This is a genomic window from Actinomadura barringtoniae, assembly GCF_017573505.1.
In the GTDB taxonomy this organism is placed as follows: domain Bacteria; phylum Actinomycetota; class Actinomycetes; order Streptosporangiales; family Streptosporangiaceae; genus Spirillospora; species Spirillospora barringtoniae.
In genome coordinates this window covers 124856-146166 of record NZ_JAGEOJ010000019.1, presented here as the reverse complement: position 1 = coordinate 146166, position 21311 = coordinate 124856, and the positions used below count along the sequence as shown (strand labels likewise).

Here is a 21311-nt window from a genome sequence, read left to right as displayed (position 1 = left end):
GTGGACCACCCGTCTGTGGGGCATCGGCCCGACGCGGCACCCGGGTACTGGTCGTGTTGCCGCTGCACGCGGCGGCGAGGAGAACGGCCGCGACGGCGGCTGATCTGCGCATCACGACCTCAGCAGGCGCGAAACGGTGACCGGGGTGAGCCCGCGTGCCTTCAGGCCATCGAGGATCACGGGCATCGCCTGGATCGTGCCCGCATGCCCGAAGTGCAGGCTGACGATGGAGCCCGGCTGAACTTTGGTGAGGACGTTGCGGGCCACGGCCCTTGGCCCCGGATCGGTGAAGTCCAGCGAGTCGACGTCGTACGACAGGCATGCCTGGTAGCCGATGCGTGCGGCTTCGCGCTGCAGGTTCAGAGGTGCGTGACGGGTCTGCGATGGCCGGAACCAGGCGCCTATCGTTCCGGTGAGGCTTTTCAGCCGGCGGGCGCACTCACTGATCTCGGCCTGCGCCTGAGCGGCGCTCATCGCCTTGATGTCCAGGTGGTGCTGAGTGTGATTTCCCAGCTCATGTCCTCCGTGCAGCACCCGGGAGGCCATGTGAGGGCTGGAGTCGAGCCATGTCCCGACGGCCATCACGGTGACCGTTGCCTTGGCTTGCTCGATCGCTGTGAGGAGCCGTTCGGCCAGAGCGACTTCTCCGGCGCCATGGAAGGTGAGCGCGACTTCGCGGCGGGACCTTGGGCCGTGCACCACCTCACCGCCCCTGCCCTTCCGTGTCGAGGCCGGCCCATCGGTGCTCGGGGAGGTCGCGGGGACACTGGGCGAGGTCGGCCCAGTGCGTTCGGCTTGCTTGGTGTCGGTGTGCGGAGAAGAGCAGGCCGCCGTGAGTCCCGCCAGCGTCACGAGCCCGGCTTCCAGCATCTGGCGACGTGCGATCGTCATGCCGAGCAGGCTAGGGAGGCGAAGGCAAGCGGCCGGTTATCGCATCTACAGTGCCCGTTTCCTCAGCCGGAGGGGCTGCCTGCTCGCGTTCATCTCGGAAAGGCGCTGAGTCGGTCTCACCCGAGCCGGTCCCGCCCGAGCCGGTCCCGCCCGAGGCCGCCTGCTGCCGAACGGCTCTGCGGCTGGTGGTCCACACCGCGGCCAGGGCCACGACGACACCGGCGACGACGTCCAGAACGTAGTGGTTCGCGGTAACGACGACGACCAGGGCCGTCGCGACCGGATAGGCATGGCACAACGTCCGGGCGAGCTTGTTCGACAGCAACCCCGCGGCCACCAGCCCGGTCCAGGTGGCCCAGGCCAGATGCAGTGAGGGCATCGCGGCGAACTGATCGGCGGGTATGGGGCCGCCGTGCTCCGAGCCGAATCCGGCCGCCGCGACGGAGTCGGTGAAACCGCCGCCCGGCAGCAGCCGGGGCGGCATCACCGGGAAGGTGAAGAACACGGCCATGCCCACGAGGTTGGTGACCACCAGGGCGTTGCGAGCCGGTCGGTAGCGGCTCGGCTGGGCGACATAGCAGCAGACGAGCACGGTAAGAGTCACCCCGATGTGGGCGAATTGGTACCAGTACGCGGCGGCCAGCCCCAGCGTCCGATGGCCGGCCAGCCAGTGGTTGCCCGCATGCTCCCAATCGAGATCGAGCAGCCGTTCCGCCGAGAGGAGGTGCTCGCCATGGCCACGGGCGAGCGGCTCACGCTCGGCGGCCAGCGACCGAACGTAGTCATAGACCTTCACCAGGGCGAGAACGACGACCAGCTCGCCCACCAGCCTGGGGCGGCGGCGCGCCGCGGCCCCCGTCAACTCCCCGCCCGGGCCGGTCGAGGGCGTTCCCGCCGGAGCGCCCTCTCGTACAGTTCGATGGTGAGGGGAAGCACATCCGACCAGTCCATCGAGGTCGGCGTCTCCCGGTTGTGCTCCATGATCCGTTCTCGTTCCGCGGGATCACGGGCCAGCCGAACGATCGCCTCGGCCATGGCCCCGTCTCCGCCCACCAGGATGCCTTCTTTGCCGTCGCTGATGAACTCGCCGATGCCGCCCTCGGCCCGTGCTATCACCGGCAGGCCGGCGCATCGGGCCTCCAGCGCGGCGATGCCGAACGACTCCAGCGTCGCCGGAGCGACGAAGGCATCGGCACGGGCGAACAGCGCCCGGATCTGGTGCCGCGACAAGCGCCCGGGCAGGCTCACCCAGTGGTCCATGCGGTGCCGGCTGAGGAATCGCTCGACCAGCGCGCGCTCCGGACCATCGCCCACGATCACTGCGCGTAGGTCGACTTGATCGCCCAGCGCATGGTGCGCCTGCCGCAAGATGCGCAGGAGCGGTAGCGGCCGTTTGCGCACGGCCAACCTCATCACCGCCACGACCACCATTTGATGGGGCTCCCGAGAAACCGGATCGATCCGCCATCGCCAGGCGTCGATGCCGTTCGGCAGGACCTGCACGGGCGCGGGGTGCACCAGCCGCCGCACCGGTTCGGCGGCCACGGAGCTGACCGCTGTCCATACGGCGGGCAGTTCCGACCAGCGTGCCGCGGCGTTGAGCACCTGGTAGGCGGGTTCGGCGTAGGAGAGCAGAGAATGCTGGGTCACCACGACGGGGATCTCGTGGGCGAGCGCCACAGCCCCCAACGCCAACGGCGAGACGACCCCCGCGTGGGCGTGCACCAGGTCGTAGCGGCCTTCTCGCAGTAGCCGCCGCCCTCTCCAGGATGCCTGGGGATTGAGCGCCGAACGAAGAACGCCGCCTCCGGTCAGACGGTGCACACGAGGTCCCGCGTCCGGGGCGTACCGTTCCCGGGCGTACCGTTCCCGGTCGTTCCGCTCCCGGCAGGCCCTATCCCCCAGCGGCGACGACGTGATGATCTCGACATCGTGGCCGGCCGCCGACTGCCTCTCGGCGAGGTCGTGAACATGCACCTCGATGCCGCCGAGCCGAGGCAGGTAGAAGTCGGTGACGTGGGCGATCCTCATGCGCGGCCGCCTCCGGGGGTGTTCGCGATCGTCGGCCGTGTGCCGGTGGCAGGTGCGCAAGACTGCAGCCATGCCGCATGTTCTGGTGTCGTTCCACGCCCATCCCGACGACGAGGCCCTGCTCACCGCAGGAACGCTGGCTCGGGTCACGGCCGAGGGGCATCGCGCGGTGATCGTCGTCGCCACCTCCGGCGCGGCCGGCCTGGCCGCTGCGAATCTCACCGGGACCGATCTGGCCGAACGCCGCCTCGCGGAACTGCGGCGGTCCGCGGCGGTCCTCGGCTGCGCCCGCGTCGAATGCCTCGGCTATGACGACTCCGGCATGGCCCGGGCCCCTGCCAAGGCGGCGAACGCCTTCGCCCACGCCGACCGTGAGGAGGCCGCGCAGCGGCTCGCGCGGATCCTGCGGGAGGAACGGGCAGACGTACTGACGATCTACGATCCGGCAGGTGGCTACGGTCATCCCGACCACATCCGCGTCCATGACGTGGGAGTCCTGGCAGCACAGCTGGCAGGCACGCCCGTCGTGCTGGAGGCCACGCTGGACCGCCGTCTGCTCCTGCGTGCGCTGCGCCTGGTCTGCTTTCTGCCAGGCGTCCCGCGCGACTTCGCTCCGGCCCGGTTCGCCTCGGCGTACACCGCCCCTGAACGCCTCACCCACCGGGTCGACGTTCGCCGTTTCAGCTGCCTCAAGCGAGCCGCGATGGCCGCGCATGTCAGCCAGGCCGGTGGCGGTTCCGGGCTGCGGACGCTGGCTTTCTTGCTGCGGCTTCCCGGCCCGGTGTTCAGGTGGGTCCTCGGCCACGAGTGGTACGTCGAACACGGGCGCGTCGCGGCCCGGCCGCTGCTCGACGACATCTTCGCCAGCCTCCCCCGCCCCTCATGACCCGATACGGAACCCTACCCCAACATCTACAGAACTGTAGAAGATAGATCGGGGGACGGCGAGAGGTCCAGATGTTCCTGCAAGAGGGGATCCACGTTGGCCTGACGCTTACCTTGCACTGGCTACCGTGAGCGCGACTTCCGTTGAACGGATGCGCCATCGCCCGTGCTCACAACCGGAATCGACAAGCACCCCCCATGCCGATCGTCACCGTCACCGCCACCGCGCCGACACCGCCGAACACCCTGGATCTCCGGCGTGCGCCTTTTGCCTGATCGGGCAGCACGTCCGGTCACCGCAGTTCTGGCCGCCGCTCTGTTCGCGGTCTTCACCGGCCTGGTCATCGGCACGCATGGACGACCGGTGCTCGCTGACGGGTGGCTTCACCACTGGGCGATGCTCCACCGGGCAGCGGGCCTCACTGCGGCCGCACGCCTGGTCACTTTGACGGGAACGGGCATCGCCACCTATCTCCTGGCGGCGGCGGCAGGTGCCTGCCTGGGGCGACGTCAGCGCGTGGACGCCGCATTGATCGGAGTGCTGATCCTCGTTGTCGGGCAGGCCGTACGCGGACTGATCTCGGCCGCGATCGGCCGCCCTCCACCCCTTGCCCGTGACTGGATCGACGCCGCCGACGGATGGGCCTTCCCCTCGAGCCAGACGACCGCCGCCACCATCGTCGCGATCTTGTTTGCCACGGCGTTCACTCGACCGGCGGCCCGCGTACTGGTCGCCCTGTGGGCCGCGGCCGTCGCCCTGACCGGCGTCTACCTCGGCGCACACTGGCCGACCGATGCCCTCGGCGGCTGCCTGTTCGGAATCACCTGGGCATTCGCGGCCGTCGCAGTGACCAGGAGGTTTCTCAAGTGAGCCTGCCGCCAGGCGAGGCACCCAGTCCACATGCTGGCCTTATGTGAACTTTTACTAGAATGTAGAAGCCAGTCGATGTGGCGCGCCGCGTTGGACGAAGACGCGTTGGACGAAGACGAGGGGCGCTCCGATGGGGGTTCCGGTGGGGGTTCCGCCAGACGGACCGGGCCGGATCGTGCCGGTGGCCAGGCTCCTTCCGGCACTGCTCGTCGTCGCGGTGGTCGCGGCCCTGGGCGTGCGGCACTGGACGACCGTCGACGCCGGAAGCGATCAGCTGAGCACCGCGGACGGCGAGTGGATCGCTCTCGCATCGCTCTGCGCGGTGGCGCTGTGGGGAGCGGGCACGGTCAGCCAGCTCGGTTCGATCTCTGTCCCCATATCGGTCCGGCGCCTGTTCGCCGTCCAGGTGGCCGCATCGTTCGCCAACCACGTGTTGCCCGCCGGCGCCGGCGGCATCGCCGTGAATCTGCGCTTCCTGACGATGAACGGGCTCAGCCGAGCGTCGGCGGCCGGGGCACTCGGGCTCAACTCGGCTGCCGGAGCCATCACCCATCTGATGCTGCTCGCAGGCGTCCTGCTGCTCAGCCCTGCCTCAATGAGCGGGGTGGCCACACCCTGGCACGGATGGCAGCCCGGCCTCGGGCCGGGGAGTCTGATCGCCCTGCTGTGCGTGTCGGCACTGCTCCTCGCGGGTGCGGCGTCGCTGTGGCGTTTCCGGAGGAAGGCGCTCAAGCTGGTGGTGCAGGAGGCGCGAATCCTGGCGGACGTCGCACGCGATCCGGCTCGGGCGACGGCGCTGTGGCTCGGTTCGTTCGCGATGCCGCTGCTGCACTCGCTGATCCTGTTCGCCGTGCTGCGCGGACTCGACGTCCAGATCTCCATGGCCACGGCTTTCGCCGTGTATCTGGTGGCGTCATCGGTGTCGGCGCTGGTGCCTTCACCCGGCGGCTTCGGTTCTCTGGACGTGACTCTCGTGGCAGGACTCGCCGCAGTGAACGTCCCATCCGCCGCCGCGCTCGGGAGCGTGCTGGCCTACCGGCTGATCACGGTGTGGGCGCCGCTACTGCCCAGTGGCTTCGTGCTGGCATATCTGCTCCGCCGCCGCGTCCTCTGACAGTCGTGTGACACAGGCAGAGGACGCGGCGGCGGAACGCCCCGGATCCGTCGAATGCACAGCCGACGCAAGGGTGATCGTCAGCGACGACGGACCCGGCGTGCCCGCCTGGTTCCGCGACACCTTGTTCGAACCAGGCCGCCGCGCCGGAGAAGCCACCAACGGTTTCGGCGAGTGCGGCGATCGCACTAGACGGTCGGTCGTGTCCGAGGTGTGTGATCGTGCGGAACGAGGGCCGGCCCGAGCAGAATCCACGCAGCGGAGAACAGCAGGGGCAGCGGACCGTTCTCAATGGCCCGGAAGGTGTCCGGGGAGACGAACGCCACCCCGGCCAGACCACACAGGCCGATGGGGATGGGCGTGCAGCGTTCGGCACCGCTGTTGCTGCGGCGACCGGCGGCTCCTACTCGGTCCGCAGCGCAGTGGCGGTCCGGGAGCGTGCCGCCCAGGTGGCCGGCAGCAGCGCCCCGAGCAGGGCGATCACGATCCCGCCGGCCAGCAGGGGGAGCAGCAGCCCGGGCGTGTAGGTGTGGGTCACGCTCGGCGGCAGGTGGCGGCCGATCGCATTCCCCATCGGGGTCAGCGTCGCCTTCTCCACCGCGACGCCGATCGGTACCCCGATCAGCCCGGCGATCAGGCCCGTGAACGTCACCGAGGTCAGAACCATCGCGATGGTCTGCTTGGGCGTCATCCCGAGGGCCTTGAAGATCCCCAGGTCATGGACCCGCTCCCGGGTTTCCTGCACCACGGTGTTCAGCACCCCGAGCGCGGCGACCGCGATCAGCATCAGCGTGAGCGTGGCCACCAGGGCGCCCATGGTGATCACCACGAGGTTACCGAGCCCGCCCGAGCTCGGCTGGACCGAGGCGTTCAGCGGGGTCAGCGCGGCGGCGGCCGAGGTGGACCAGTCCGATCCGTTGACGTTCGAGGCCAGCTCGACGTTGAACTGGTCGATGCGCGGGGTCAGACCGGCGGCGCTGAAGGTATCCGCATCCGTCATGACCGTGTAGTCGCCCAAGTTGGTGTCGAAGTTGATACCGACGACCTTCAGTGACGATCGCTTGTTCCGCTGCATCACGGTGACGTCGTCACCGACGTGGACCCCTGCCGCCGTGGCCAGCTTGTCGCCGACGACGGCCTCGCCGGGCGCGGAGTACCAGCGGCCGGACAGCAGCTCCAGGTTCGTCCAGGAGAAGTCACCGCTGATCGTGAACACCTTCGGCGTTTCGCCGCCGGGCGGCGCGCCGACCATGGTCGCGCCGCTGTCGCCCCAGCCGAACGCGGCCTTCGTGCCCGGGGTCTCGGCGAGCGCGGCGGCCACCTTGGCGGCGTCCAGGTACCGGTGGCGCGGGTCGTTGGGGCCGTAGAGGCCCCACGGCTTGCCTACGTCGGCTGTGGGTATCACGTACGCCGACGCGTGGTTGAAGCCTGAGGTGGTGGCTTCCACGTACTTGCTGAACCCGGCCTCCAGCCCCACCGCGAAGGTGAGGCTCACCGCGCCGAGCAGCACCGCCGCCCCGACCAGTACGGCCCGGGCCGGTTTCGCGAAGGGCTGTGCCAGTCCCAGCGACATGGCCCGGGGTAGCGGCAGCCGTGAGGCCAGGCGTTGCGCCGTCCGACCGCGGCCGGCCCTGGGGGCGCGGCCGACGAGCAGGGCCTGCACCGCCGGCATGCGGCCGGCCCGCAGTGCCGGGATCGAAGCCGTGACGCCGACGACCAGCAGGGTGCCCAGCGCCACCACGGCGCTGACCCACAACGGAATCGTGGCGCTGGCCGCGCCGAACTGCTCGGTGGCCCCGCCCAGGATCGGCACGGCCAGGAGGTTGCCGAAGACCGTGCCGAGCACCACGCCGAGTGTCGCCGGGATCATGGCCTGCGCGGTGTAGGCGCGGACCACCTGCGAGGGGGTGAAGCCCAACGACTTCAGAATCCCGATGCGCCGGACTCCCGCGGCCACGGCCCCGCTGACCACGATCGAGATGATCAGCACCGACAGGAGCAGCCCGAAGATCCCGAAGGCGACCAGGAACGGCACGTAGGCCTTGGCGTTGCCGGTCACCTGCTGCTGCGCGGTCAGGTACGACTGTCCGGCCTCGACCGTGCCGGGTGGCACGGCGGCGGCCACCGCCCGCCTGCCGGTGGCGATGTCGGCGTCGGTCCCGGCCTTGGCCAACCGGTAGAGCATCTGCTGGTCGGATGTGGCCCCGGCGGCGGTGAGCCGCGCGAAGCCGTCGGCGGTGGCGAAGGCGGTCGCGCTGCTGGTCACCGAGTCGGCGAAGCCGACGACCCTGAACGACGGCCTGCCCGGCAGGGAGGAGAACACCACCGAATCGCCGAAGCAGGCGAGGGCATAGTTCTGTCCCGGCAGGGCGATCTCGCCAGGGCCGGTCGGCCAGCGCCCCCGGGTCAGCGCCAGCTGGTCCATCCCGGAGGTGCTCCCCAGGTCGGGCCTGGTGGTGACGGTGATCGGACCGTTGTCGTGACCGGCCCAAGCCGCCTTGGGGCAGTCGGTGCCGATGGTCGTGTCCAGGGCGGCGGCGATCGGGTACGGTCCGGCCGCCTCGGTGACGCCGGCGGCGTGCGCGGTGGCGGCGGCCTGCGCGACCGTGACCTTCGTACCGTTGAACTGGACCGCCAGGTGCGCCCCGTTCCGAGCAGTGAAGGCGCGCTCGAACGGGGCCTGTACGACGGTCAGCAGGCCGAGCGAGAGCACTGACGACGTCACTGCGGCGAACGTCGTCAGGGCCATGACGAGGGTCTGGACCCGACGTCGTCCGACGCCGGAGCGTACGACCTTGCCAAGGGCGCTCACCGGCTCACCGCCAGCGGCAGTCGGGCCATAACGTGGAATCCGACAACGTGGAGTCCGACAACGTGGAATCCGACCTCGACGAGGCGCCGGGGCAGCGGAGGCGTGCGCAGCGTCATCCGGCCGCTCCCGCCGGACGGGTCAGCGGCGTGCGGGCGGCCGGCCCGGCACCGCTGCCGCTGCTGCCGCTGCCGCTGTTGACGACGTCGCGTTCGACCGCACCGTCCACCAACTCGATCGTGCGGTGCGCGGTGCTCGCGGCCAGCTGCACATCGTGGGTCACCAGCAGGATGGTCTGGCCCTCGCCGTTAAGGTCCAGCAACAGCCGGCGAACGCCCTCGGCCGAGTTCGAGTCGAGCGCGCCGGTGGGCTCGTCGGCCAGCAGCAGCGCCGGCTTGTTCATCAGGGCCCTGGCCACCGCCACCCGCTGCCGCTGACCACCCGACAGCCGCTGCGGATAGGCCCTGGCATGCCGCTCGATGCCCAGCGAGCCGAGCAGCTCGACGGCCCGGCGCCTCGCTTCGCCCTTGCCCATCCCGGCCAGCTGCGCCGGGACCATGACGTTGTCCAGAACGGTCAGATCGTCCAGGAGGTTGAAGAACTGGAAGATCATGCCGATGGACGCCCGGCGGTACTTCGCCGAACCGGCCTCACCGAGCCGGTCGACGCGCGTGCCGTTGACCGTCACGGTGCCGCTGGAGGGCCTGTCCAGACCGGCGATCAGGTTCAGCAGGGTGGACTTGCCGCTGCCGGAATGGCCGAGGATCGCCACGCATTCACCGGACGCCACGGACAAGGTCACACCGGCCAGCGCGGGCGGGCCGTCGTCGTATCTCTTCGTCGTGTCGACAAGATCGATCACTGGTGCGTTCGTCATGGCCCTGAAGCTACGAACGGACCGCCGTCCGTCGCGTCGGCCGGGGGATGTCACCGTTCCCCAGGTCATCGGCCCGGCGGTGTACCCGCGTACATCCCCGGGGCGACGCGCGGAGCCGACGCCGCTGAATACGATCTCCGTATGGAAGAGCTTCTCCAGCGTCTCTCGACATCGAAGCCCGTGATCTGGCTCATGTCACAAGCCGTGGTGCTGGCCACCACCTGCCTCTACGCGCTGGCGCTCTACAAGTCGATGGTCGCGCACTACGACGACCACTACCAGTTCTCCGGCCTCGGGACCTTCCAGACGATGGGGCTGTGCGTCGTGCTCGCCCTTCCGGTTCTGCTGGTGCGCCGTCTGCCGACGGTGGTCTTCGCGACGGTCCTGGGCGAATCGATCCTCGGCGACATCCTCGGCGCACGGCCCTCGATCGTGTTCTTCTTGATCATCGCCTTGGGCGGGTACCTCGCCGTCCGGCGCCCGAAGGCCGCCGCCGTCGGCTCCGTCGCGGCCGTCGCCGCCGCGTTCGTCAACGACATGCACGTCCCCGGGCAGTCCGTCGGCGACGCGGTCCAATGGGCCGGCCAGTACCCGTTGTGGGTCGCGGTCGCGTGGGTCTTCGGGAGGGTGAACCGCAAACGCCGTGAATACCGCGAAGCCCTGCGCGAGCAGACCGCGGCCCACGCCATCGTGACCGAGCGGCTGCGGATCGCCCGCGAACTGCACGACAGCGTCGCGCACAGCATCGGGATCATCACGGTGCTGTCAGGAGCGGCGGCGCGGGTCGTGGAGACCAAGCCCGAGCAGACGCGGCAGGCGCTGACCGGCATCGAGACCACCAGCCGGGAGACGCTGCTCGAGCTGCAGCGCATGCTCGGGGCGCTACGCCGCGCCGAGCCGGACGACGCCATGCCGCAGGCCGCTCCGCTGGCGCCGGCCGGCAGCCTGGCCGACGTCCCGCAGCTCGCCGAACGCACCGCCGACGCCGGGGTGCGGGTCCAGGTGAGCTGGCAGGGCGAGCAGCGTCCGCTGCCGCCGGAGATCGAACTGTCGGCGTTCCGGATCATCCAGGAGTCGGTGACGAACGTGGTGCGCCATTCCGGGGCGCGAACGTGCCGGGTCGCGGTCGGCTACGAGCCGAAAGGAGTGACGATCGAGGTGGTGGACGACGGGGACGACGGGCCAGGCCGTTCGCGGCTCTCCGCGGCCGGCGGGAGCGGCTTCGGCCTGCTCGGCATGCGCGAGCGAGTGGCGTTGCTGTCCGGCCAGTTCAGCGCGGGCCGGCGTCCGGAGGGCGGATTCCGGGTGGCGGCGAGGCTCCCGGCATGAGCGTGCGGGTGCTACTGGTCGACGACCAGCCGCTGATGCTGGTCGGGCTCGGGATCCTGATCGGCGACACCGACGACCTGGAGGTGGCCGGCGAGGCCCGCGACGGCCGCGAGGCGGTGCGCCTGGTGCGTGAGCTGCGGCCGGACGTCGTGGTGATGGACATCCGGATGCCGGGCATGGACGGGATCGAGGCGACCCGGCAGGCGACCGCCGAGCCGGACCCGCCCAAGGTGCTGGTGCTGACGACCTTCGACGACGACGAGTACGTCTACGGCGCGCTGCGTGCCGGGGCCAGCGGATTCCTGCTCAAGAGCATGGCCCTGAACGCGATCCTGGACGCGATCCGCGTGGTGGCGGCCGGCGACGCGCTGATCGCGCCGAGCGTGACCCGACGGCTGATCGCGGACTTCGCCGGAACGCCCGGCCCCACGGCCCCCGAGCCCGCCGCGGACTCAAGCCTCATCGCGGGGATCACCGACCGCGAGCGCGAGGTACTGGCACTGGTCGGACAGGGACTGTCGAACACAGAGATAGCCGAGCGGTTGGTGATCAGCGCGGCGACGGCGAAGACCCACGTCGCGCGTCTGTTCGCCAAACTCGAGGCCCGGGACCGCGTCCACCTGGCGATCATCGCCTTCCAGACCGGACTCACGCCGCATAGACGGTAAAGATGATCAGGTCTTCTGATCGTCAAAGCGGATCTGCGTCGTCTCTAGAACCTCGGCGGCCAAATGATGGCCGCGATCAGGCTGCCAGACGCTTACTTACGACCGCGGCCCACTGCTCCACTCCTGTCTCTCGATGGGCCAACAGAGCCATGGCACTGGTGGCTGGGAAGGGTTTCATCGCTGATTGGCAGTGTGTTTGAGGAGGTGCTGCCCTCTAAGCCGAACTCGTCCTCGTGCCTGTGGTCAGCGCCTTGCAGCCATGTCGGCCAGACTCTCGTTTGGCGTCAATGCATCGCGCTCGCCCAGCCGGCGCCCTCCTCAACGACAGGCTCGGTATGCGGCCAGGAGGGCGACCAAGACGACAAGAAAGAGCCCAGCCGGGCCAGTGGCATCCCTAGCTGTCAGCACAGCGCAGACGGTGGAGCAGATGACCATGAGGATCAAGGTAAGGATCCGCGGCAGTGCGCGGGCCCGTCCGGTCCCCAGTGTGTTTTGCCTGGTCGTAGCATGCAGGCCGACGATGCTGTCGCTCATGGTGATGACCGTAGGACCTGACTCCGACAGAACGATCTCGCGGCGACTCACCGGCGAGTACAGGCTCTCCTTGCAGGTCAATGAGCGTTGATCTTTTCTGGCACGTAAGGCACGTTGCGACGGCCTGGTCCGAGGTGTTCGGTCGAAGCGCCTTTCGTAGGTGCTGTGTATGCAGGTGAGTGTGGCCGCCGCGCGCTGATGTGGACGGCGACCACAGAGGCTGCTTCGGAATCATGTGACGGGGCGGTCTGTTGTGCGCGGAGTTGATATCAGTACTTCGCGCGGGATTGATTTCCGGTGGATCTCGTCGTGGCAGTTCCCGGCGAGGGCTGGTCGGCCGGTGATGCTGAACGGCGTCCGCACGGTATCGCCGTGCGGTCGCCGCTCGCCGGGGGGTCGCTCAGCCGCAGTGCACGCCGGTGTCCACGCGGGTGTAGTACACGTCACCGCCGTAGTGCAGGCTGCCGTGGATGTAGGCGCACTTGTTCTTCAGGGCCAGGTAGACCGGACCCGCGTAGTAGTGGTAGTTGGCGTTGCTGGACAGGCTCGGGTCACGGACGATGTGGGCGTCACCGTCGCTCAGCGAGACGTAGATCTGGCTGGCCTTGCCGTCCCAGGCCGCCTTGGCGCGGGTGATGGCGCAGTTCTTGCCGGTGGAGGGGTTGTAGTAGAGGCTCAGGTAGCCGCCGATCTCGTTCTCGACGTTGTTGGTGAGCTTGTAGGAGTCGAGGAAGTTGTAACCGGAGGCGCAGGAGCCGCCGGAGGCGAGCGCGGGGCCCGCCGTCGTGACGGACAGCGCCGCCGTCAACGCGGAGGCGGCGAGAACGGCCGGGATCATCTTCGTTCGAGTGATCATGAAGAGCCTTTCTGGTGCGAGGGGAAAGCGCTTAACGATCTTGGTGGCAAGATCACTCCCGCCGCAAGAGCTGCCCATGGCCGGTCGGCCTGGCCCTGATCTCGCTGCTGTACGGGTCGGCCGGGCGGGTCTCCGCAAGGACTGCCCTGGGATCACCTGGGGGTCGAGCTGGTGAGCGTCAGAGAGTCGCTCGCGGCCGCCACCCGGCTACGCGACGTGGGCCTGGACATCGCCTCCGACAGCGGTGTCTGCTGCGGCGTCCGCCAGGAGAAGGCCTGGGTGGTCGACCCGGACGGCCCGCCGTGGGAGGTGTACGCCCGCCAGAACAAACGGCATGTAGTCGTCGCCTGCCAGGACCAATTTGGCTCGCGCCAAGGTCGTTCTTCCCTGAGGGACTCCCAGCCCACCATCCGCCCTGGCCTGGGGTGGGTCCTCCCCCGCGCTCGAGGGAGGTGGTGTCTCCTCCTGCCGCGCGATCCGTATGGATCTTGACCCGCAGCGGAAACTCCCGCAGTGGTGCCCACCTCCGCGGAACGGCCGGACGGGCTCGCCAGCTGAACTGCCCGCACCGTGGAGACCGCGAGCCAGGCGGCCGTGAGCACCGCCACCACCTTGGGAAGCCAGCGGCCAGGCACTCGCCGATCTCGGGCACAGTCGGCCAAACGGCGAAGTCACCAAATCGCTTTGCAGCCTTGCGAGGAGAGCATCACCGTGGCCTACGAGCGGCCCAAGACGTCGTCACGATTACGACGCGTTCGCCGCCGTCGCTCTGAGCAGTTCGCACCTTCCTCAAGTCTGGAGCCTCGTAGCCCTCGAGTCCTTCGGCCGTCTGTTCTGCACCTGGCAGTCGGTCGCCCCGGAGTTCAGCAAGCGCTTCTGCGGATGGCCAAGGGCGGGACAAGGAACCACACTTGGGCCGCGACTTGATCATGACCTGGGCCCCCCATCGGAGACGATCTCCCCGTAGACACGGCATGGCTGGGGGACGGGGATGGCGGGACTTCTCACGGTGGTGGCCGGGGTCGCCGCCTCCGCGCTGATCACGACGCTCACCGCGACGGGGATGGCCGACGCGGTCACCCGGGAAGCGCGCAACGCCAACCTTCAGGTCACCAAGTCGGTGTCGCCCGACCCGATGACCATCGGCGCCGAGGCCGTCTACACGGTGACGGTGACCAACAGCGGTGACAGCGCGGCCTCTGACGTGACGGTCACCGACGCCCTCCCGAGCGAGGTCACCGTCGGCACAGCGCCCAGCGGTTGTGCCGTCTCCGGGCAGAAGGTGACCTGCGGGGGAACGGGCGTGTCCGTGCCCGCGGGCGGCTCGATCACGTACCAGATCCCGGTCACCGTCGACCCGAGCCTGTCCGACGGGACCAACCTCACCAGCCGCGCCGACGTCTCGACCTCGACGCCGGGAGCGCAGGCCCAGGGCACCCAGCTGATCAGCCAGACCCGGACACTGACCGACGTCGAGATCACCAAGACCGGCCCGGCGACGGTGAACCCCGACGGCACCATCACCTACACGATCAAGGTCGTCAACCACGGCCCGTCCGACGCCGTCGACGTCACCGTGCAGGACCCGACGAACGGGAACCTGACGACCATCGTCGACCTTCCCGCCGAGTGCCCCGCCAGCGGCCTGACGGTCACCTGCCCGCTGGGCAGGCTCGGTCCCGGCGAGACCAAGACCTTCACGTTCACCGTCAAAGTGAACGCCGGCGTGAACGACGGCACCTCGATCGCCAACTGCGCGATGGTCTACACCGGCAGCCGAGAGACCGACACCGACAACAACAACTCGTGCATGGACACCATCGTCGGGCCGCCCGGCCCCAACGCCGCCCAGTTGTCGATCGAGAAGACCGGCCCAGCGACCGTGAATCCCGACGGCACGATCACCTACAAGCTGAAGGTGGTCAACGAGGGTTCCTCCCCGGCCCCCGACATCATCGTCATGGACCCCATCGACGAGCATGTGACACTGACCGACTACCCGGAGGAGTGCAGGCAGAGCGGCTCCACCCTGGTCTGCGACCTGGGCACCCTCAAAGCCGGCGCCAGCAGGACGATCACCATCACCGAACACGTCAACGCCGGCACCGAAGCGGGCACGCACATCGTCAACTGCGCCACAACGCACACCACCGTCCGGGACGCGCACATGAGAGACAACGCCTCCTGCGCCGACACCGACGTCGAAGACCGCACCCCAACCCCCACCACGAAGCCGAACCCCAAGCCGACCAAGCCGAGGAAGAAGCACCCCCACCCACCCAAGCACCACCCCGCATGCCGCTGCTCCGGCCCCGGCCCCGGCCCCGGCCCCGGCGAACGGTCCCCTACCCCACTCCCCGGCTGACGCCGGTCTCTATACGCGACCCGATGAGATAGCCGTGGCTTAAGGCCCTGACAGAACCCGACCGCCGCTCAGTTCAGGTCTCGGCGGGCCTGGGGAGGAACTGGCATACGGGCGAGCTGGCCGGTCAGCTGATCGACAAGGTTTTCAAGCTCGCCATCATCGTCCAGGAGGAAACGGGGCTGATCGCCTACGACCCTCAGATGGACGAAGCGGTCTCCGATCTCAACCCCGCACAGCAGGCCGAGGCCGCCGAGCTCTACAAGTCCATGAGCACCAAGCTGCCCGACCTGGTCAAGGATGCGGAGGCCAGCGCCTCGATCGAGCGCCCCTCACGCTGGAAGTTCTGGCAACGGTGATCGTTCCACCCTGTGGAGTGAGCGCGCCGATGGCCAGTCGCCACGGGTGTCAGCAGCGCGAGCCGGGTGTTTCAAGATCCGGAACATGCGCGGAATGATCTTCAGGGCTACGCCGGTGCAGTGACGGGCGTGCGCAGGTCAGCCGACCCGACAACAGCGAGGGCCAGGCCGACCGCGCCACCCTAGTGCGGACGCTGCGCAGGGAAGTGCCGCATGGCGGACCAAGCTGCACGCCGCCGAGGCCCGCATTGCTGAGCTGGCAGCCCTCACACCAGACCGTGGCTCAGTGAGGGGCCGACGGTGCGTTGCGTGATCGGGATGCCGGCCCTGGCCGCGTGCGGTCAGATGGTCGAGTGGTCGGGGCGGGCCAGGGGCCAGGTGATGCTCAGGCCTCCGTCGACTACGAGGTTGTGTCCCGTCACGTGGGTGGCTAGGCCGCTGGTCAGGAACAGTGCCGCGGCGGCGATGTCGGCTGGTGAGGCGAGTTTTCCCAGCGGGGTTCGCGCGGAGTTGGTGCGGATCGCGTCGGTGAAGCGTGGGTCTGCGACCATGCGCGGTGTCAGGGTCGCTCCGGGCGACACCGCGTTGACCCGGATGCCCAGGGGGCCGAGCTCGACGGCGGCGGTACGGACCATCGACAGCAGTGCCGCCTTGGACATTCCGTAGAGGCCGTGTCCGGGTGCGCTGGCCAGGGCCGACACCGACGCGATGAACGTGAACGATCCGCCGCCGTTGTCGCGCAGGTACGGGACCGCGGTCCGCAGTACGGCGAGGGCCTGCCGGGCGACGATCCCGTCCTGCCAGGCCCAGTCGTCGTCACCGGTCTCCGCCAGCGGCGTCCAGCGGACGAGCCCGACGACATCGGTGACGCCGTCGATGCGGCCGATGTCCGACAGGACCTGGGCGAACCGCCCGTGGTCGGTGATGTCGCAGGCCGCCGCCGTTCCGCCGATGGACTCGGCGACCACCGACGCCTGGGCCGGGTCCATGTCGACGCAGACGACGTGCGCGCCGGCGGCGGCCAGCGCGCACGCGGTCTCGCGGCCGATGCCCGGGCCGACGCCGACGACGACGTGCGTTCGGCCGTCCAGGCGGAGGAGGTCGGTGTAGCGGGTCATGAGCCGTCGGCCTTGCCCGCCGCGCCGGTGGTGTTGGGGAGCCGTCCGGTCTGGACTCCGGCCATGTAGCCGCCGTCGACCCACAGGACCTGGCCGTTCAGGTAGCTCGCGCCCGGGCTGTTGACGAACGCCAGGACCGAGGCCTGCTCGGCCGGCTCGGCCACTCTGCCCAGCGGCATGGGGATGCCGTCGAGGAACGCCGCACCGCGTGCGCGCCGGGAGTCGGCGAGGATCGGGGTCTCGGTGAGACCGGGACAGACGCAGTTCATCCTGATGCCGCGCTCGGCCAGCTCGACCGACCGGTGCAGCGTGTACCAGATGACCGCGTCCTTGGAGACCGAGTAGCCGGTGCCCAGCTCGTCGGCGTGCTCGTCGCACCAGCGTCGCGCGCCGTCGCGGGTGGTGGTGGCCAGGAGGCCGGTGACCAGATCACGGCGCCGCTGGTAGTGCGAGCCGGCGATCGACCCGGTGTTCGCGATGGCGGCGCCGGCCGGCATGCGGGGCAGGAGCGCGTCGGTGAGCTCGCGTGTGCCGACGAAGTTCACCCCGACGATGGCGGCGGAGCCGACCGTGCCCGAGATCCCGGCGACGTTGAACAGCGCGTCGACCGGACCGTCGATGGCGGTGGCCGCCGCTCCGATGGACTCCGAGTCGCTGAGGTCGACCGGGTGGAACGACTCCACGTGGACGCGGGGGCGCCGGCGGTCGAGGCCGATGACCTGCGCGCCGCGGTCGGCGAGTTGCGCCGCGAGCCGCTCGCCGATGCCCGACGCGCAGCCGGTCACCACGACGCGGCGGCCGGAGTAGTCGCCTGTGGTCATCGTCCCTCCGAGTCCGCGGCGAGGAAGCCGAGCAGCAGGTCGTTGACGACCCCGGCGCGCTCGATCTGCGGGCAGTGCCCGGCGCCGTCGACCACCGCGCTGCGGCCGTGCACGACCCGTTCGGCCAGCTGTTTCGCCCAGCCGGGCGGTTTGAGCTTGTCCGCGCCGCCTTCGATGAACAATGCCGGGACGCTGATGCGTTCGTACTCCGGCTCCGGAGTCGCCGGTCGCTGGGCCCGGGGGCGGCGGAAGCGCGCCGCCGCGATCGCCTCCCAGGCGCCCGGGGCGATGCTCGAGTCGTACCGGCGTCGCACGTACGCGTCATCATCCGGGTAGGCCTGGTCGTGGAACAACGCCGCGACGATGCTGCGCATCGCGGGCAGCGAGGCGTCGTAGTCGTAGAGGGCGGAGACGTGTTCGTTGCGCAGGATCTCACCGCCGCCGCAGATCGCCACGAGCCGCCGAGCGGGGAGCAGCGGGGCGGCGGACGCGGCGTCGACGAGCATGTTGACCGCTCCCATCGAGTTGCCGACGAACGTCGCCCCGGTGATCCCGAGCAGTTCGCAGAATCGGGCGACGTGGCGGATCCGCATGCCTCGGCCGTCGGCGAAGTCGATGACCTTGGCGGTCCGTCCGTAGCCGAGCTGGTCGGGTGCCACGACACGGTACGTCTTCGCCAGCGCCGCGATGGTGTGCTCCCACGAGACTTCGGCATCGGCGCCGAACTCTCCCCCGTGCAGGAGCACGACCGGTTCGCCGTCGCCGGCGTCCAGGTATCCGGTGGTGAGGCCGTCGACCTCGACGGTTCTGCTGTACACGGTCGGTGTTGCGCTCACAGCGTCGCCGCCTTCGTCCCGGTGACCGCGTGGTGCGCGGCCCGGTGACCCCACGTGACCGCCGGGCCGATCGTCCCGCCCGCGCCTCCGTAGGCCATTCCCGTCGTCCCGGCCATGGCGTTGCCGGCCGCGTACAGGCCCTTGATGGGCCGGCCGTCGATGTCCAGCACCTGCCCGTTCTCGTCCGTACGCGGGCCGCCCTTGGTGCCCATGCAGCCGATGTCCACGCGCACGGCGTAGAACGGCGCGGTGTCGATCGGCCCGAGCGTGCGCTCGGGGAGCGTCGGCGCCGCGGTGTCACCCCAGTGACCGTCGTAGACGCTCTGGCCCCGCTGGAAGTCCGGGTCATGCAGGTCGGCGGCGTGGCGGTTCCACGTGCCGAGGGTGTACGCGAGTGACGGCCCGTCGATTCCGGTCGCGGACGCCAGTTCGGCGATGCCGGCGGACTCGTGGAACCACTCCGGGATCGCGTCGTCGGCGGTGACTCCGAGGAAGCCGTACCGGGCCAGGTGCTCGTGATCGAACACGATCCACGCGGGGATGTTCGGGTACTCGAAGAGTGCCGGGTCGAACTGGTGGAACGCTCCGCCCATGCTGTTGTAGTCGCCGGCCTCGTTGGTGAACCGCCGGCCGTGCCGGTTGACCATGATGCTGCGCGGCCGGGTGCGCTCCAGCCGTACGCTGCGGTTGCGCTGGTGGCCCCCGAGGGTGTCACCGGCGATCTGGACGATCGGCACCCACCAGGCCTGGGTCATGTTGCCCAACGCGGCGCCGGCCTTCATCGCCATTCTCAGTCCGTCGCCCATGTTGTTCGGCGGGGACGTCGGCCCGTTCATCGGCCCGCGCAGGAAGGTCCGGACCAGCTCGGCGTCCCACTCGAACCCGCCGGTCGCGATGACGACGCCTCGCCGGGCGCGCACCTCCCACCGGCCTTCCGGGCTCTCCACCACGACACCGGTGACCGCGCCGTCGTCGACGATGAGCTCGACCGCGCGTGCGCGGGTCCGCGGTTCGACTCCGAGATCGAGCAGCCCGCGCAGCAGCGCTCCGACCAGGGCCTGTCCGGCCACGCGCACATCGCCACCGCCGGCGGCTTCGTCTCCGGTGTCGCGGCCGCCCCAGAGCCGATCCTGCGTCTCGGCGTCGAAGCCGACGTTGCTGTAGTCGTTGGGGAACGCCGTCACCCGGCCGGACCAGGCGCCGAGATCGGCGAAGTCGAACGGTGCCGGATTCAACGACCGGCCGCCTTCCGGTTTGCCGCCGTCGTGTTCGGGTTTGTAGTCGGGGAACCCGTCGGCGACCGAGAGCCGCAGGGGCGTGTGCGCTTCGAGGAACTCGACCGCCGGGGCCGCCGAGCGGACGAACGCCTCGGCCAGGTGCTCGTCGATCGTGCCGTTCGCGAGTGCCCGCAGATGAGCCATCGCGTCCTCGACGGGCAGCGGTACCGGCGCGTCCGGACGTTCGTGGGCGGGCACCCACACGACTCCACCGGACACCGCGGTCGTCCCGCCGACCTTCGGGGTCTTCTCCAGCACGGCCACCGACGCCCCTTGCGCGGCGGCGGTCACCGCCGCGGACAGGCCGGCGGCTCCGGTGCCCAGGACGACGAGGTCGTAGGTCTCGTTGACGTCGTAGGTCTCGTTGACGTCGTAGGTCTCGTTGACGTCGTAGGTCTCGTTGACGGGGTGGGTCATACGGATTCTTCCTCTCGCGAAGGTGCGCTGCCGCTCGGTCGCGCGGCTCCCCCGGATCGCGCCGCCTCGCGCGGGCGGGCGGTGGTCACCGCGAATCCCGCGATGTACTCCGGAACGGGCCGGTAGTAACGGTCGATGACCTCGTACGGGCCGTGTTCGGCGAGCGCGGCGTGCGCGGCGACCCAGGTGCGGATCTCGTGCGCGCCGCACCCGTGCCGGCCGATGTCCTCGTCGGTCCACTGGTCGAGCTCGTCCAGGCCGGGCCCCGCCAGCAGGTCCAGGAAAGCCCGGTCCCAGTCCGGGGACAGCGGCATCCGCTCACTGGTCCCGGCGGCGAGCCGGGCGCCTTCGGCGATCGCGCCGGCGTGCTTGCCCTCCGCCTCTGCCTGTGTCAAAGGACGGCCCTCGACAATGCGCTCCAGGATCGGCGGCGGAGCCGTCTCCAGGGTGGGCATCGGCGGATCGTGCGACAGCCCGCCCGAGCCCAGGACCAGCACTTTTTCCGGCCGGTCGGCGAAGAAGCCGCCGATGGCCGCGCCCAGGGCCCGTGACCGCCGCAGCGGACTACGCGGTTCGGCGGCGGCGTTCACGAAGACCGGGACGACCGGGCGGGCGTCCAGCGCGCCGAACAGTGCGGTGAGCGGCTGCGCGGTCGCGTGGTCGAGCTCCATCCGGCGGGAGAACGCGATGTCGACACCCGCGTCGAGAACGCCGCGCGCGAGATCGGCGGCCAGCTGCTCGGGGACGTCGAGCGCGCCGGCCGCGCTGTCGTAGTCGCCCACCGTCCGTGCCCGCGTCCCGATGCAGAACTGCGGCATCAGCCGGTGGAAGAACCCGTTGTAGTGATCGGGAACGAAGACGACGACCACGTCCGGGCCGAAGTCCGCGACGAAGCGGCGCGCGGAGCCGATCGCCGAGTCGATGTCCGCTTCGAGCTCCGCCCGCTGCCGGGTGATCTCCAGAAGCGGGCTGTGCGACATGCAGCACAGGGCCAGTGGCATCGTGCTCTCCAGGGTCGAGTGGCAAGGCGTTGGCGAGCGCGCGGGAGACGCCGTCCGTAGCCGACGTGTGCAAATAATGTACTTCTCAGTGCGATAAATGCATGTCATCGACCCTCTTCCTCGGCGTGCGCCTTTGTCAACCCCCTCCGGCCGCCTTGGCTTTCGCGCTTGACATTCGCGTCTCCACGCGTTGAGACTCAGGCATATCGTGCAGCTAACGCTCGTTTATGAGCGTTATTTACACAGCACTGCACT

General features: G+C 69.6%; 18 protein-coding genes. 7 read left to right on the top strand and 11 right to left on the bottom strand.

The genetic code is table 11. From position 1 onward, the window contains the following. Positions 1-111 precede the first annotated feature (111 nt). Genes J4573_RS39335 through J4573_RS39325 form a run of 3 tightly spaced genes read right to left on the bottom strand, consistent with a single transcriptional unit; the run spans position 112 to position 2982 of the window. Entirely contained in the window at positions 112-870 is a 759-nt protein-coding gene (locus J4573_RS39335; protein ID WP_243774287.1) for a polysaccharide deacetylase family protein, read from the bottom strand. Positions 871-901: 31 nt separating this feature from the next. After that, complete coding sequence (locus J4573_RS39330; RefSeq protein ID WP_208261218.1) at positions 902-1717, bottom strand: phosphatase PAP2 family protein; 816 nt, start codon at positions 1715-1717, stop codon at positions 902-904. Between the two features lie 32 nt (positions 1718-1749). Further along, a complete protein-coding gene (locus J4573_RS39325) occupies positions 1750-2982 on the bottom strand; it encodes a glycosyltransferase family 4 protein (RefSeq protein WP_208261217.1) in 1233 nt (410 codons plus the stop codon). A 10-nt stretch (positions 2983-2992) separates the two neighbouring features. Here J4573_RS39325 and J4573_RS39320 point away from each other — a divergent pair, with 10 nt between their 5' ends. The 3 genes from J4573_RS39320 to J4573_RS39310 all read left to right on the top strand — a co-directional run bounded on the left by J4573_RS39320 (position 2993) and on the right by J4573_RS39310 (position 5792). Then, complete coding sequence (locus J4573_RS39320) at positions 2993-3808, top strand: PIG-L deacetylase family protein (protein ID WP_243774286.1); 816 nt, start codon at positions 2993-2995, stop codon at positions 3806-3808. A 258-nt stretch (positions 3809-4066) separates the two neighbouring features. After that, on the top strand, positions 4067-4678 hold the full coding sequence (locus tag J4573_RS39315; RefSeq protein ID WP_208261216.1) for a phosphatase PAP2 family protein: 612 nt from the start codon (positions 4067-4069) through the stop codon (positions 4676-4678). 217 nt (positions 4679-4895) lie between these two features. Next, on the top strand, positions 4896-5792 hold the full coding sequence (locus J4573_RS39310; protein WP_208261215.1) for a lysylphosphatidylglycerol synthase transmembrane domain-containing protein: 897 nt from the start codon (positions 4896-4898) through the stop codon (positions 5790-5792). A gap of 403 nt (positions 5793-6195) precedes the next feature. Here J4573_RS39310 and J4573_RS39305 read toward each other — a convergent pair whose 3' ends face one another. Next, a complete protein-coding gene (locus J4573_RS39305) occupies positions 6196-8517 on the bottom strand; it encodes an ABC transporter permease (RefSeq protein ID WP_208261214.1) in 2322 nt (773 codons plus the stop codon). 199 nt (positions 8518-8716) lie between these two features. Continuing rightward, a complete protein-coding gene (locus J4573_RS39300) occupies positions 8717-9478 on the bottom strand; it encodes an ABC transporter ATP-binding protein (protein WP_208261213.1) in 762 nt (253 codons plus the stop codon). Positions 9479-9619: 141 nt separating this feature from the next. Between J4573_RS39300 and J4573_RS39295 the strand changes: the two genes are divergently transcribed. Both J4573_RS39295 and J4573_RS39290 read left to right on the top strand, forming a co-directional pair. Continuing rightward, the gene (locus J4573_RS39295) at positions 9620-10807 is read left to right on the top strand and encodes a sensor histidine kinase (protein ID WP_243774284.1); all 1188 of its coding nucleotides are present in this window, start codon (positions 9620-9622) and stop codon (positions 10805-10807) included. Then, positions 10804-11475 carry a response regulator gene (locus J4573_RS39290; RefSeq protein WP_208261212.1) on the top strand — a complete coding sequence of 224 codons (672 nt, stop codon included), beginning with the start codon at positions 10804-10806 and terminating at the stop codon, positions 11473-11475. The genes J4573_RS39295 and J4573_RS39290 overlap by 4 nt, the downstream gene beginning before the upstream one ends. A 934-nt stretch (positions 11476-12409) precedes the next feature. Here J4573_RS39290 and J4573_RS39285 read toward each other — a convergent pair. Beyond that, positions 12410-12865, bottom strand: coding sequence for a hypothetical protein (locus tag J4573_RS39285; protein WP_208261211.1), 456 nt, complete (start codon positions 12863-12865; stop codon positions 12410-12412). A 991-nt stretch (positions 12866-13856) separates the two neighbouring features. On the opposite strand from J4573_RS39285, the gene J4573_RS39280 reads away from it, so the two are divergent. Both J4573_RS39280 and J4573_RS39275 read left to right on the top strand, forming a co-directional pair. Beyond that, entirely contained in the window at positions 13857-15230 is a 1374-nt protein-coding gene (locus J4573_RS39280; RefSeq protein ID WP_208261210.1) for a COG1361 S-layer family protein, read from the top strand. Between the two features lie 200 nt (positions 15231-15430). After that, on the top strand, positions 15431-15586 hold the full coding sequence (locus tag J4573_RS39275) for a hypothetical protein (RefSeq protein WP_208261209.1): 156 nt from the start codon (positions 15431-15433) through the stop codon (positions 15584-15586). A gap of 341 nt (positions 15587-15927) precedes the next feature. Here J4573_RS39275 and J4573_RS39270 read toward each other — a convergent pair whose 3' ends face one another. From J4573_RS39270 to J4573_RS39250, 5 genes are read right to left on the bottom strand one after another with little or no spacing between them, the layout of a single operon-like run. Next, the gene (locus tag J4573_RS39270; RefSeq protein WP_208261208.1) at positions 15928-16704 is read right to left on the bottom strand and encodes an SDR family NAD(P)-dependent oxidoreductase; all 777 of its coding nucleotides are present in this window, start codon (positions 16702-16704) and stop codon (positions 15928-15930) included. Then, positions 16701-17525 carry a coniferyl-alcohol dehydrogenase gene (locus tag J4573_RS39265; RefSeq protein WP_208261207.1) on the bottom strand — a complete coding sequence of 275 codons (825 nt, stop codon included), beginning with the start codon at positions 17523-17525 and terminating at the stop codon, positions 16701-16703. The genes J4573_RS39270 and J4573_RS39265 overlap by 4 nt, the downstream gene beginning before the upstream one ends. Next, the gene (locus J4573_RS39260; protein ID WP_208261206.1) at positions 17522-18361 is read right to left on the bottom strand and encodes an alpha/beta fold hydrolase; all 840 of its coding nucleotides are present in this window, start codon (positions 18359-18361) and stop codon (positions 17522-17524) included. Before J4573_RS39260 ends, J4573_RS39265 begins: the two co-directional genes overlap by 4 nt. After that, on the bottom strand, positions 18358-20055 hold the full coding sequence (locus tag J4573_RS39255; RefSeq protein ID WP_208261205.1) for an FAD-dependent oxidoreductase: 1698 nt from the start codon (positions 20053-20055) through the stop codon (positions 18358-18360). Before J4573_RS39255 ends, J4573_RS39260 begins: the two co-directional genes overlap by 4 nt. After that, positions 20052-21056 carry a 3-carboxyethylcatechol 2,3-dioxygenase gene (locus J4573_RS39250; protein WP_208261204.1) on the bottom strand — a complete coding sequence of 335 codons (1005 nt, stop codon included), beginning with the start codon at positions 21054-21056 and terminating at the stop codon, positions 20052-20054. Before J4573_RS39250 ends, J4573_RS39255 begins: the two co-directional genes overlap by 4 nt. Positions 21057-21311 lie beyond the last annotated feature (255 nt).

Bases quoted from the DNA above. Each gene is read 5' to 3' on its own strand.
- J4573_RS39335 (WP_243774287.1), bottom strand. From the start codon at position 870: ATGCTGGAAGCCGGGCTCGTGACGCTGGCGGGACTCACGGCGGCCTGC.
- J4573_RS39320 (WP_243774286.1), top strand. From the start codon at position 2,993: ATGCCGCATGTTCTGGTGTCGTTCCACGCCCATCCCGACGACGAGGCC.
- J4573_RS39300 (WP_208261213.1), bottom strand. From the start codon at position 9,478: ATGACGAACGCACCAGTGATCGATCTTGTCGACACGACGAAGAGATAC.
- J4573_RS39295 (WP_243774284.1), top strand. From the start codon at position 9,620: ATGGAAGAGCTTCTCCAGCGTCTCTCGACATCGAAGCCCGTGATCTGG.
- J4573_RS39290 (WP_208261212.1), top strand. From the start codon at position 10,804: ATGAGCGTGCGGGTGCTACTGGTCGACGACCAGCCGCTGATGCTGGTC.
- J4573_RS39285 (WP_208261211.1), bottom strand. From the start codon at position 12,865: ATGATCACTCGAACGAAGATGATCCCGGCCGTTCTCGCCGCCTCCGCG.
- J4573_RS39280 (WP_208261210.1), top strand. From the start codon at position 13,857: ATGGCGGGACTTCTCACGGTGGTGGCCGGGGTCGCCGCCTCCGCGCTG.
- J4573_RS39275 (WP_208261209.1), top strand. From the start codon at position 15,431: ATGGACGAAGCGGTCTCCGATCTCAACCCCGCACAGCAGGCCGAGGCC.
- J4573_RS39270 (WP_208261208.1), bottom strand. From the start codon at position 16,704: ATGACCCGCTACACCGACCTCCTCCGCCTGGACGGCCGAACGCACGTC.
- J4573_RS39265 (WP_208261207.1), bottom strand. From the start codon at position 17,525: ATGACCACAGGCGACTACTCCGGCCGCCGCGTCGTGGTGACCGGCTGC.
- J4573_RS39255 (WP_208261205.1), bottom strand. From the start codon at position 20,055: ATGACCCACCCCGTCAACGAGACCTACGACGTCAACGAGACCTACGAC.
- J4573_RS39250 (WP_208261204.1), bottom strand. From the start codon at position 21,056: ATGCCACTGGCCCTGTGCTGCATGTCGCACAGCCCGCTTCTGGAGATC.